9 protein-coding genes are annotated in these 11753 nt (G+C 71.9%); 3 read left to right on the top strand and 6 right to left on the bottom strand.

From position 1 onward, the window contains the following. Window positions 1-137: 137 nt before the first annotated feature. Both AB0B85_RS30265 and pdxY read left to right on the top strand, forming a co-directional pair. Window positions 138-932 (top strand): serine protease, encoded by a 795-nt coding sequence (locus tag AB0B85_RS30265; RefSeq protein ID WP_357412622.1) that lies wholly within the window; start codon window positions 138-140, stop codon window positions 930-932. A 140-nt stretch (window positions 933-1072) separates the two neighbouring features. Further along, the gene (gene pdxY, locus AB0B85_RS30260; protein ID WP_357412620.1) at window positions 1073-1924 is read left to right on the top strand and encodes a pyridoxal kinase PdxY; all 852 of its coding nucleotides are present in this window, start codon (window positions 1073-1075) and stop codon (window positions 1922-1924) included. A gap of 32 nt (window positions 1925-1956) precedes the next feature. On the opposite strand, the gene AB0B85_RS30255 is transcribed toward pdxY, so the two are convergent. From AB0B85_RS30255 to AB0B85_RS30230, 6 genes are all read right to left on the bottom strand, one after another. Beyond that, complete coding sequence (locus AB0B85_RS30255) at window positions 1957-2289, bottom strand: putative quinol monooxygenase (RefSeq protein WP_124853383.1); 333 nt, start codon at window positions 2287-2289, stop codon at window positions 1957-1959. A gap of 9 nt (window positions 2290-2298) precedes the next feature. Further along, window positions 2299-5532, bottom strand: coding sequence for a DUF87 domain-containing protein (locus tag AB0B85_RS30250; protein ID WP_357412618.1), 3234 nt, complete (start codon window positions 5530-5532; stop codon window positions 2299-2301). Next, entirely contained in the window at window positions 5529-6254 is a 726-nt protein-coding gene (locus AB0B85_RS30245) for a hypothetical protein (protein ID WP_357412616.1), read from the bottom strand. Before AB0B85_RS30245 ends, AB0B85_RS30250 begins: the two co-directional genes overlap by 4 nt. Continuing rightward, window positions 6251-7342, bottom strand: coding sequence for a DUF559 domain-containing protein (locus AB0B85_RS30240; RefSeq protein WP_357412614.1), 1092 nt, complete (start codon window positions 7340-7342; stop codon window positions 6251-6253). Before AB0B85_RS30240 ends, AB0B85_RS30245 begins: the two co-directional genes overlap by 4 nt. A gap of 153 nt (window positions 7343-7495) precedes the next feature. Continuing rightward, on the bottom strand, window positions 7496-8914 hold the full coding sequence (locus AB0B85_RS30235) for a PQQ-binding-like beta-propeller repeat protein (RefSeq protein ID WP_357412612.1): 1419 nt from the start codon (window positions 8912-8914) through the stop codon (window positions 7496-7498). A gap of 130 nt (window positions 8915-9044) precedes the next feature. After that, the gene (locus AB0B85_RS30230; RefSeq protein WP_357412610.1) at window positions 9045-10091 is read right to left on the bottom strand and encodes a polysaccharide deacetylase family protein; all 1047 of its coding nucleotides are present in this window, start codon (window positions 10089-10091) and stop codon (window positions 9045-9047) included. Window positions 10092-10535: 444 nt separating this feature from the next. Here AB0B85_RS30230 and AB0B85_RS30225 point away from each other — a divergent pair, with 444 nt between their 5' ends. Continuing rightward, the gene (locus AB0B85_RS30225) at window positions 10536-11615 is read left to right on the top strand and encodes a glycoside hydrolase family 19 protein (RefSeq protein ID WP_357412608.1); all 1080 of its coding nucleotides are present in this window, start codon (window positions 10536-10538) and stop codon (window positions 11613-11615) included. The last annotated feature ends 138 nt before the right edge of the window (window positions 11616-11753 follow it).

Raw genomic sequence — 11753 nt, 5'->3', positions numbered from 1 at the left:
GCTCGGCGCGAGAGCCATAACTCCGGTGGTAGGACCCAGCGAGGATGACCCATCTAATCCATGTCGTTCAATACGATGACCGTTATCTCGATCGGGGTGCGCTCACGAGGCGTGCCTTCCTGATACGGAGGAATGCAATGCTTCGCTGGCGTACCCGCACTGGCCTGCTGGCCGCCGCACTGGCGGCGGTGGCCGCGGCCGGTCTCACCCTCTCCGCGCCGGCCGCCGCGGCCGACAACCCCATGACGCCGAACGTCGTCGGCGGCACCCGCGCCGCACAGGGCGAGTTCCCGTTCATGGTGCGGCTCTCGATGGGCTGCGGCGGGGCGCTGTACAGCCCCCGGCTGGTGCTCACCGCGGCGCACTGCGTGGGCTCCACCGGCACCAACACCAGCATCACCGCGACGCTCGGGACGGTCGACCTCCAGTCGTCCAGCCGGATCACCGTCCGGTCCAACTACGTCTACCGTGCCCCCGGCTACAACGGCGCCGGCCGCGACTGGGCGCTGATCCGGCTGGCCAGCCCCGTCACCGGGCTGAGCACCCTGCCGATCACCACCACCACCGCGTACGACAGCGGCACCTTCACCGTCGCCGGCTGGGGCGCCGCGCGTGAGGGCGGCGGCCAGCAGCGGTACCTGCTCAAGGCGACGGTGCCGTTCGTCAGCGACTCCGTCTGCAACGCCAACTACGGCGGGGACCTCATCCCCGCACAGGAGATCTGCGCCGGCTACGCCAGCGGCGGCACGGACACCTGCCAGGGTGACTCGGGTGGCCCGATGTTCCGCCGCGACGCCAACAACGCCTGGATCCAGGTCGGCATCGTCAGCTGGGGCAACGGCTGCGCCCGACCCAACTACCCAGGGGTCTACACCCAGGTGAGCTACTTCGCCTCGTCGATCGCCTCGGCAGCGGCCAGCCTCGGCGGCTGACCGTACACCCGCTCGGGCGGCCCGGACGGCACGGTCCGGGCCGCCCGCCCGTGCGCCCGGGTGGGTGGGCGGCGAGTGGGCCACCCGACAGAAACGGCGGGCCGTCCTGCGGCGCCGGCCGCAGCGGCGATGATGGGCCGGTGAAGATCCTGTCCATCCAGTCGTCGGTCGCCTACGGACACGTCGGCAACTCCGCGGCGGCCTTTCCCCTGCAACGCCTCGGCCACGAGGTCTGGCCGGTGCTGACCGTGCACTTCTCCAACCACACCGGTTACGGCGCCTGGCGTGGCCCGGTGATACCGGCGGCGGACGTGGCTGACGTGATCGCCGGCATCGGGGACCGTGGGGTCCTCGGCAGCGCCGACGCGGTGCTCTCCGGCTACCAGGGCGACCCGGCCGTGGGCGCGGTGATCCTGGACGCGGTGGCGACGGTGAAGGCGGCCAACCCGGCCGCTGTGTACTGCTGCGACCCGGTGATGGGCGACGCCGGTCGGGGCATGTTCGTCCGGCCCGGAATTCCGGAGTACCTCCGGGACACCGTGGTGCCGCGCGCGGACATCATCACGCCGAACCACTTCGAGCTGGACTTCCTCGCCGGCCGTACGACGAACTCGCTGGCCGAGGTGCTCGACGCGGTCGACGTGGTGCGCGCGACCGGACCCCGCCACGTGCTTGTGACAAGCGTGCTGCACGGCGATCTGCCGCCGGGCTCGCTGGAGGTGGTGGCGGTCTCCGACGAGGGCGCCTGGGCGGTGACCACACCGCTGCTGCCGATCAACCCGAACGGTGGGGGCGACGTCACCGCGGCGCTGTACCTCGCGCACCTGTGCACGACCGGCTCACCCGCGACAGCCCTGGAACGCACCATCGCCTCCGTCTACGCCGTGCTGGAGGCGACCCTCGCGGCGGGCACCCGGGAGATCCAGCTGATCGCGGCGCAGGACGTGATCGCCGACCCACCGGCCCGTTTCACCGCCCGCCGGCTGCGCTGACGGCGGGCGGCGGGACCGCCGACCGGCGGCGGTCAGCGGCCCTCGGGGACGGCCATCTCGCCGAGCAGCGACCAGTCCTCCTGCGGCACCGTGGCGTTCACGATCCGCGGCGTCTCGGCCAGGTGCGGCGGCAGGGTCTCCTGCGCCGCGCGGAAATGGGCGGACTGCACGTGGGCCGCACCGGCCTGGTCGTCGCGGAACGCCTCGACCAGCACGTACTCGGTCGGGTCGTCCACGCTGCGGGACCAGTCGAACCACAGGCAGCCCGGCTCCGCGCGGGTGGCCTCGGTGAACTCGGCGGCGATCTGCGGCCACCGGTCGGCGTGCTCGGCCAGGACCCGGAACTTCGCGGTAATGAAGATCATGGCCCCAGGCTACCCAGCCGGGCGGGCGCGGGCGACGACCTCCTCGGGAGTCAACGGCGCCTTGGGGTGGTGGGTCAGGCACAGCGGGGTGCGGACCTTGACGAACGAGAATCCCTCCCCGGCGGCGTAGAACTCACCGCTGTTGAGCAGGCCGATGTCCGGCAGCCGCCCACCCTTGGTCTCGGCGAGCTGTCGGGCCGCGTCGATCTGCGCCGGCGCGTTGAGCAACCCGAAGAACTGCGTCGTCGCGTTGCCGGAGATCTGGTTGTGCAGACCCTTGGGCGCCTGGGTGGCGAAGACCAGCCCGAGCCCGTACTTGCGCGCCTGTGCGGCCAGCGCGATCGAACTGGCGGTGCAGGCGGTGGTGCCGGTCGACGGCGCGAGCGTCTGCGCCTCGTCCATCACGAACAGCCCACCCAACGGTCGGTCACCAGCGGGGTGCCGCTTGATCCACGCGAACAGCGCCATCTGCAACTGGTTGACGAAACTCTGCCGCTCCTGGTCCGAGGTGAGACCGACGAAGCTGATCACCGACACCCGGGCCCGCCGCCCCGCCGACGGTGTCAGCAGCAGCCCCGGGTCGGCGGGCGCACCGACCCCACCGAAGAGCGGATCGGTGACCATCGCCGCCTTGAGCGCCTCGGCCAACTCCTCGGCGAGCTTCCCGGCGCGGGCCAGCCGGCTGACCCCCTCGGGCAGGTCGGTGAGGAACTCGGTGAAGCCGGGCAGGCCCACCATTCCGCTGCGTGCGTACGCCTGCAGGGCCTCGGTGAGGACGGCCTTGCCCTGCTGGGCGAGCCGGCTCGTCCGGTCGACGCCGGCCCGTGGCGCGAGCGCCTCCACGGCGGAGCGGACGGCCTGGTCGAACTCGTCGGGCCAGTCCCGCAGTGAGGTGAAGTCGGGCAGCGGCTGGAAGCTCAGCGGTCGACCGGCGGTGACCCGGGGCGTCCACACCACCACCTCGGTGTGCGCGAGGTAGTCGGCGGCGCGTTCGGCGTCGCCGGGACCCCAGCCGCTCGGTGGTTCGGGCCACGCGTCGCCGAGCCGGGCGAGGTCGTTGTTGGGGTCGAGCACGATCGCGGAGACACCCACGCGGGCGCACTCCTCGACCAGCCGGCGGATGAGCACTGTCTTGCCCGAACCCGAGCCGGCGAACACCACGGCGTGGCGGCGCAGCGACTCCAGGGGCACCGTGAACGGGTGGCCGCCGTCGACGGTGCGCCCCAGCCCGACGGCCGGACCGCCGGCGTCGACCACGAGGTCGGCCGGGTCAGCGGCTACCGGGCCGGCCGACGGCGCGTCTGCCACGTCGGCGACGGGCACGCTCGTCGGGTCGGGTTCCGGGTCGCCCGACGGTGGGTCGCCGTCAGGTGTCGCCGGCGGGATGCCGTCGCGCGTCCCGTCGGGCCCGGGCAGGACCGCGCGGAACAGTTCGGTGCCGCTGGCCGGTCGACGGGCCACCAGCCACTCCTGCAGGGCCGCGGACGGCTCGGTCGCCAACGACCGCAGCGCCGCGAAGACCCGTAGGTCCGCCTCCGACACGCCGCACCGCAGGCCGCCGGCCGCGTCGAAGCCGGCCAACACCTCGGTCGTACGCTTCCCGGTCGGCCACGGACCGTTGCGCAGCAGGATCAACCGCCGTTGGGGCAGGTCCCGATCCAACCCGGCGAGGGTGCAGGCGGCCTTGACCCGGGCGGTGACGGCGATGGCGTTGGGGTGCGCGACGGCCCGGAAGCACCAGTGCGCCTCGTTCTCGGTGGCCTCGTCGAGCACCTCGATCAGCCGCCCGTGCAAGGCGGGCTTGCGACCGGGCGGCGGATCGTACTTGTAGGTGGCGCCGGTCGGCGCCTGCTCGGCGATCCAGGCTGCCAGACCGGCGGCGAGCAGGCGCGGCATGTGTTCGTCCTCGCCCGCCGGGTCGACGGCGGCCGATACGTCAGCGGCCTCGACCAGCTCGGCGAACCGTGCGTCCAACTCGTGCAGGCGGCGCTCGTCCGTCGTCGGGTCACCGGAAACGGCGCGGACGGCGCTCACCGTCGGCGTCGATTCGGTGCCGTCGATGAGCCGGTCCAGCTCGACCACCTCGTCGCGGTCCCGGCACCAGGCGATGTGGCGGTCCACCCGGCGCAGCAGGGCGCGGGGCGTCAGGGTGGGGGCGTCGGCGAAGGCGGCGGGGGCGATCGGCCAGGTGGGGTGTGGTGGCCCGAAGTACATGCCCGCGAACGCGGCGGTGAGGCGCTTCGCCACGATCGCCTGCCCGATCTCCGGGGTGGGGATCCGGTCCGGCAGGGTCGACGTACGGAAGCGGTCGGCGACCGGGGTGGGCGCGGCGCGGGTCATCAGCACCCAGGTGTCCGGTAGGCAGGAGACGACGACCAGGGTGCGGCGGGTGATGTCGCGGAGCTTGAGCAGGCCGTCGGCGATCGGGCCGAGCACCTTGGCCTGGGCGTCCTCCAGCCCCTGATGATGGTTGAGCAGCGAGGTGCTGGTCTGGGCGAACAACGTGTCGAGCTGGTCCACGGCGATGACCGTCGGGTCCAGGGTCAGGGCCATCAGCCGGGAGATGTCCTGCACGACCTGCTGCGGGGTGCGGATCGCGGCGCTCAACCCCCACGCCGCCCGCGCCGCCGAGTCACCCGGTTCGGAGATCAGGTGGGCGTAACCGACGTCCTGTGCCTCGAAGTCGATGGCCCCGTGCAGGACGAGCGCCCGGGCGGTGTCCTGGGCGTCCCGCCCGACCTCCCGGTCGCGCTCGCGCAGCGCCCAGATGAAGGTGTCGAGCTGCGCGCGGGTCACCGGGCGGGCGCCGGCGACCGCGTCGCGGACCTCCACCGGCAGGCCGAGCTGCGGGGTGAGCCGACGCAGGAAGGTCTTCAGCTGGGTGCCCCAGCCAACGTGGGGGCGGCCCATCCCCTCCACCAGGGCCAACGCCACGCTCTCCCAGAAGGTCTTGCCGCTGACCATGTCGACCAGGAAGAAGTAGCCACCGTCGCGCTGGATCCGTTCGCGCACCGCCCCGAGCAGGTGCGTCTTGCCGGCGCCCGCGCGGCCCTGCATGGCCACCCCGAGCGGCATGCTGGTGTCGTCGGTGCGGGCTCGCGCCACCCCGCGCAGGATCTCCGCGGCCACCTTCTCGTGCAGCTCCGGCACGTTGTGCGGGCTCGGTCGCCAGACGTCGTCCGGGGTGACCGCCGGGTTGAGACTCACCGCTTCCAGGGCGGCCCGCTGGTCGTCCGAGATCATGCCGCGCCGATCGCCAGGGCGTGGTTGTCCTCGTTCCCGATGCGGACGGCGGCGGCCCGGTCCCGTGCGGTGAGGGACTTGGTGTTCGCCACCGGGATGATGCGGACGTCCTCCCGGCCGACCATCGCCCGCAACGCGGCGTCCAGGGAGGCCCGGTCGGTGTCGGCGAGTCGGTCCCGGACGTCGGCGAGGCCGACCCAGGCGCCCGGCGCGGTGGCCAGATCCCGGTACGCCGACCGAACCAGCGCCTCCACCGCCGCCGCCGACGCGGGTGCCGGCACCGATGCGGGTGCCGCCGCCGTCGTCGGTGCCGGTGCAGGTGCTTGGTGCGGTGACTCGCTGGTCGCCGGTGCCGCCTCATCGGTCTGCTTGAAGAAGTCGCCGTGGCTGACCCGGAGCCGGTCCAGCGAACGGTGCAGGTTGGACAACACGACGAACAGCGACCGGGTGGTCGACCCGCCCTGCTTCGGCGGCGCGGCCGTGTGCAGCCGACGGGCCACCCGCCAGCCCTCGTCGGTCAGCTCGTGGGCGAACGTGCGGCGGGACTTGTCGGTGTCAACCAGACCCAGGTCGACGAGCTTCTTGTTGTCCTTGCCGGTCAGCGTGAAGCCGGCCAGCTCCTTCAGCTCGACATTGGTGAGTCGGCGCGCCTCGACCATCAGCACCACGAGGGCGTTGATCTGGTTCGGCGTCAGGTGCGGGACGTCCGCCGGGCTCGTCATGGTGTCTCATCTCCGTGGGGGTACGTGCCGCCCGCGCGCCGCCGGGCCAGCAGTCGACGGATCCCGTCGACCACCGCCGGCGCGTCGGTGAGCACCTGCTCGTTGGTGAAGCGGAGCACGTCCAGCCCGAGGAGTTGCAACTGCACGTCCCTCCGCCGATCGTTGGCGAAAGCGATTCGCCCACGATGCTCCGGGCCGTCCACCTCGACCGCAAGACCCTCAGCGGGCCAAAAGAGATCCAGCCGGTACGCCACACCCAGCACGTGCCACTCGTAGGTGTGGTTCCACCGCCGGCCCCGCGCCCAGTCGTGTGGTGCGAGCGCGCGTTCCAGTGCCTGCTCGGCCGCGCTGTCACCACGGGGAACGCCAGCGAGCGGCGGCCAGGCCAGCACCGTCGGACCCGGCTGCGCGGGCGTGGCCGCCGGCTGATCGGTCGAGCTGGCCAGCTCGGCGAACCGCACCGGCACCAGCACCGGCACCGACCGCACCCGGTCGGCGTGGCGCAGCTGCCCGCCGGCCAGCCACACAGTGAAGCCGCCGTGGCGCACCAGCCACTCGGCGGCGGCCACAAGCGTCCGCTCCGCATCCGCGCCGAGGTCGGGCAGGGCGATGACGAGGAGGCAGCCCTCCCGGTGGTACGCCTCGGCGAGCACCCGGGCGAGCCCGGCGGCGCGTACCCCGGGGGCGAAGCGGGACCGGCCGACGGGCCGGCGCGGACCGCGCAGCCCACGCTCGGCGAGGTCGGCGAGGAACGGGCCGAAGTGCCGGGAGCGGGCCGCTGCCCGGGCCGCGAGGGCGCGTACCGCCGCCACGCCGAGTGTGCCCCCGCTCTCGAAACTGTCCGCGCCGGTAAGCCAACTGGGGAACATGGCGAGGGCCGCGGTGTCCAGCCCATCGAGCAGGTCGTCCACGAGGTCGCCGAGCGGACCCACCACAGTGGGCCGGTAGTGCACGACCGCCGGTGCCGCCGGCGGCAACGGGTCGAGTGCCACCCGCAGCACCTCGGGGTCGACGGCCGGCAGGTGACTCACCCGCCGCGTGGGCGGGGCGGCCCACCAGGCCCCGTCGGCGTGGACGGGTCGGGCCATGCCGGCACCCTACGACACCGGCGAACCCGGGTGGCGTCCCGTCGACGCCCGGCCCGGCGGCCGGAGCCGTGGCGGATCGCCGGTCAGCGCAGGCGGCCGGAGGCGCGGCGATCGGTGGTCGGCACACGCCGCCGGAGCCGTGGCGATCGCCGGTCAGCGCAGGCGGCGGATGTCGCCGAACGCCCGGTAGAACCCACCCCGGCTGGACTCGCGCACCTCGGTCACCAGATAGCGGGCGCCCGGCTCGCGAATCCCCTTGGGGAACTGCACGGACCAGTCGTGTCGATAGCCGTCGGACAGCACCTGGACCCGCAGGCGGCCCCGGTCGTCAAGGCACTGCACCACCACGCCCGCAGCCGAGTCGCTTGTCACCTCGACGATTGTCGGCTGCACCGGCAGTGGCGCCTGGCGGGGAGCCTTGACGTCGCGTACCTGCGGCACGTCCCCGGCCTGGGCGGCCCGGATCGCCGGCTCGCTCGCGTCGACGCAGGCCAGGTGGCCGCCGGTGGTGACGACGTAGAGCCGGTCGTCGTGGTACTGCATCGAATACGCCGAGCCGCAGCCGGTGCCGAGCTTCCACAGCCGGGTCCCGGCCGCGTCGAAGCAGTAGATCGAGGACTGGCTGTCACCGGCGAAGACGTACCGGCCGTCCTCGGCCGTGGCGCAGGAGAACACCGGGGCGTCGCACCGGTAGGTGCCGTCGAGTCGACCGGCCTTGGACAGCCGCACCACCTCGCGGGTGTTGGTGCCGGCGAACACGCTGCCCCGCTCCTGCCAGCCGAAGAGCACCGAACCGGTGCTGGTGTGCCACAGTTCCTGGCCGGTACGCCACTCGTAGCCGGTCACGCCCCGCGAGTGACCGTGGTAGATGGCGTCGTCGTCGCACCGCACCATCCACGCCGACCGTCCCCGCCCGGGCCTGCGCCACAGGAACTCGTCCTCGTGGTCGACGGCGGTGATCCCGCCGTCGGCGTCGGAGACGCCCAGGACGCCGTCGTGGATGTCCAGCCAGTAGATGTCGATCTCCGGGGCGATCGTGTACGCCACCCGGGGCACCTTGCCGGACAGGTCGTAGACGTTGCCGTCGTCGCAGCCGGCGTAGACCCAGGCGTCGTCGGCGACGATGCACTTCACCCCGTCGGGGAGGCGGACCTGGCTGCGCACCCGGGCGTCGTGGTCGAGGGTGGTGATGACGCCGTGTTCGTTGCCGACCATGCAGTGCTGCCCGTCCACGAAGATGCCGAAGGCGGGTGCCCCGGAGTCGTAGCGCCAGAGCACCGGCGCGGTGTGGGCGGTGGAGCGGGTGCTGACGATCTGCCGCCGCGACACGGTGCGCTTCTGGCGGACGCCGGGGACCGCCGGCGCGTAGCCCTTGCGGACCTTCTCCCCGATCTTCTTCGCCGCGGCGGCCCGGGCCCGGGCGTTGTCCGGATAGGCGCTCGCCTTGACCTGCCCCTGGTCGCCGATCCGGCCGTAGCGCACGGTCAGCGTGGCGTTGTCGACGATGACCTCGTAGAACTTGTGCGCACCGTCCACTTCGGACAGTTCGAGGTAGGTCGTCTCCTGGGACATGAGGGCCTCCGGGGGTCAGCGACCGGCCTGAGCGGGCCGGCGCGGCGACAGTGCCCACACGCTAACGACCGCCACCGACACAATCGGCGGACGCCCGGAGAGCCCCGGGCGTCCGCCGACACCGAATCGGTCAGCTTGCGGTGCAGGAGCGGATCTGTGGACGGGCGCTGCTGTTGCCGTTTGTCATGGTGGTGAAGCCGAAGGTGTTGCCGCTGCCGTTCGACCGCATGGTCATGACGGTGCCGCTGCTGTCCCACGTGGCGTTGCCGTTCCAGATGGTGGAGATGCGCTGCGGCGAGGTGATGGCCACCACCACGGTCCACGTGTTGGCGCCGCTGACCGTCACCGACGTGTTGTACCGGTCGCCCCAGACGTTTGTGGTCGTCGCCGTCGCGGTGCAGCTGCCGGTGCCGGGGGAGGGGGTTCCGGTGCTCGGCGGCGGGGTGCCGGTGCTGGGCGGCGGGGTCGTGCCGTCGGGGGCGACGGCACGGCCGGTGGACGGTGAGATCATGCCGGGGCAGAGGTTGCGGCTGGTCAGGTTGGCCATGATCTGGGGGATCGCGTCGCGGGTGTTCTGGATGCCGTCGTGCATGAGGATGACCTGACCGGCCTGCAGGCGGCTGGCGTTGGACACGATCTGGCTGACGCTCGCGCCGTTCCAGTCCTGGGAGTCCACGTCCCAAATCACCTGGCGCATGCCGAGTGACGAGGCCACCGACTGGAGGGTGCCGTTGGTCTCCCCGTACGGGGGCCGGAACAACTGCGGTCGGACGCCGGTGGCCGACTGGATCGCCGAGCTGGTCTGGGACAGGTCGGACTGCATCTGGGACTGGCTCATCGAGGTCATGTGGGAGTGGTTCCAGCTGTGGTTGCCGACCCACATGCCGGCGGACACCTGCGCCTGCGCCGCGGACCGGTTGTTCTGGACGTTCTGCCCGATGTTGAACATCGTGGCCCGTACGCCGTTGTTGCGCAGCACGTTGAGCAGCGTGCTGGTGCTGCCGGTCGGGCCGTCGTCGAAGGTGAGGCCGACGTAGCCGTTGCAGACGGCGGCGCTCGACGGGGTCGAGGTGGCGGCGAGAACGACGCCGCACATGGCGGCGGCGGTGCTGAGGGCGGCCAACGCCGCGCGCAACCGCCTCGATCGCAGGGCTGTGCTGGGGGAGATCCTGGTCATCTGGTGCCCCTTTGCGGAGGCCCGGAGTGCGCCAGGGTGCGGGCAGCACAGGTCCGGGCAGGTATGAAGGAGTGGGAGGCCGAACCGAACGCCGCGACGTCAACCGCATTGACCTCGATGGATCGGAGTATTGCAGCGGGATTTCCGGAGCGTCAACAACTTCCGGAACTATCCGAAACTATCCAGTCAGACGTTGGTCGTCCTATGTCGAGCCCATCGGGTCGGCCGATCGGCGCGGCGGGCAGTTGATCGACGCTGCTGCCGAGGATGATGGCGACGTCATCCGGAAAGGCGTCGGAACTATCGGCGACCGGCGGCCCGTCGAGAGGCGGCCTGCCGGCGCCGCAATAGTAAAGTTTGTGAACAGAAAGTGTTACAGTCACTGCCATCGATGGTTGTCTCGGGTCTTCGGCCCCGGGCGTCCCAGGAATGGAGAGTGATCACATGGTCCGACTGCGTGCGCTTGTCGCACTGGCGGCACTGATCGTCGCCGGTGGACTGGTCGCGGTCATCCCGTCGACCGCTGCGTCGGCGGCGGCCTGCTCAGCAGCGTGGCAGGCCTCGGCCGTCTACTGGGGAGACGCGCAGGTCTCGCACAACGGCCGCAACTACCGGGCGAAGTGGTGGACCCAGAACGAGGCGCCGCCGGGTACGACAGGGGTCTGGGAGGACCTCGGCGCGTGTGGGGGAGGCAGCACGCCACCCAGCACGGGAAGCTGCACCTACCCGAACTGGGCCGCCGGGACCTGGTACACCACCGGGGCGATCGTGCGGTACACCGATGGCCGCTACTACGTGGCCGAGCACGACAATCCCGGGTACGACCCGGTCGTCAGCACCTGGTACTGGGAGCCGTACACCTGTGGTGGCCAACCACCCACCAGCCAGCCGCCCACCAACCCCGGTGGCTTCGTGGTGACCGAAGCGCAGTTCAACCAGATGTTCCCGGGTCGCAACTCCTTCTACACGTACTCCGGGCTCGTCGCCGCCCTCAGCGCCTACCCGGCGTTCGCCAGGTCCGGCAACGCCACCGTCCAACGCCAGGAGGCCGCGGCGTTCCTGGCGAACGTCTACCACGAGACGGGTGGCCTGGTGCACATCGTCGAGCAGAACACGGCGAACTACCCGCACTACTGCGATCCCGGCCAGCCCTACGGCTGTCCCGCCGGGCAGGCCGCCTACTACGGGCGGGGGCCGATCCAGCTCAGTTGGAACTTCAACTACAACGCCGCCGGGATCGCCCTCCAGTTGCCGCTGTTGACCAACCCGTGGCTGGTCCAGACCGACGCCGCGGTGGCCTGGAAGACCGGTATCTGGTACTGGATGACCCAGAACGGACCGGGCACCATGACCGCGCACGACGCGATGGTCACCGGAGCCGGGTTCGGCCAGACGATCCGCAGCATCAACGGCTCGATCGAGTGCAACGGGGGCAACCCGGCCCAGGTGCAGAGCCGGGTCACCAGATACCAGCAGTTCGTCGGCATTCTCGGCGTGCCCGCCGGGGCCAACCTGTCCTGCTGACCCGCGATCCGGGCCTCGGCGCCGCGCGGCGCCGCGGCCCGGGGGGGGGGTCAGGGGGGGGGGGTGGGGGGGCGACTCCGCGGGGGGGTGGGGGTGCGGGGGGGGGTGGGGAGGGGGTGACCCCGTGTAAGGGAGGTG

The organism is Micromonospora sp. NPDC049044 (assembly GCF_040649215.1).
Classification (GTDB): Bacteria; Actinomycetota; Actinomycetes; order Mycobacteriales; family Micromonosporaceae; genus Micromonospora.
Note: the sequence above shows the minus strand (reverse complement) of the source record. Positions and strands in the feature narration are given on the sequence as shown.

Excerpts from the sequence above, each read along its gene's own strand:
- AB0B85_RS30235 (WP_357412612.1), bottom strand. The coding sequence starts at position 8,914 with ATGTCCCAGGAGACGACCTACCTCGAACTGTCCGAAGTGGACGGTGCG.
- AB0B85_RS30240 (WP_357412614.1), bottom strand. The coding sequence starts at position 7,342 with ATGGCCCGACCCGTCCACGCCGACGGGGCCTGGTGGGCCGCCCCGCCC.
- AB0B85_RS30250 (WP_357412618.1), bottom strand. The coding sequence starts at position 5,532 with ATGATCTCGGACGACCAGCGGGCCGCCCTGGAAGCGGTGAGTCTCAAC.
- AB0B85_RS30225 (WP_357412608.1), top strand. The coding sequence starts at position 10,536 with ATGGTCCGACTGCGTGCGCTTGTCGCACTGGCGGCACTGATCGTCGCC.
- AB0B85_RS30255 (WP_124853383.1), bottom strand. The coding sequence starts at position 2,289 with ATGATCTTCATTACCGCGAAGTTCCGGGTCCTGGCCGAGCACGCCGAC.
- AB0B85_RS30265 (WP_357412622.1), top strand. The coding sequence starts at position 138 with ATGCTTCGCTGGCGTACCCGCACTGGCCTGCTGGCCGCCGCACTGGCG.
- AB0B85_RS30230 (WP_357412610.1), bottom strand. The coding sequence starts at position 10,091 with ATGACCAGGATCTCCCCCAGCACAGCCCTGCGATCGAGGCGGTTGCGC.
- AB0B85_RS30245 (WP_357412616.1), bottom strand. The coding sequence starts at position 6,254 with ATGACGAGCCCGGCGGACGTCCCGCACCTGACGCCGAACCAGATCAAC.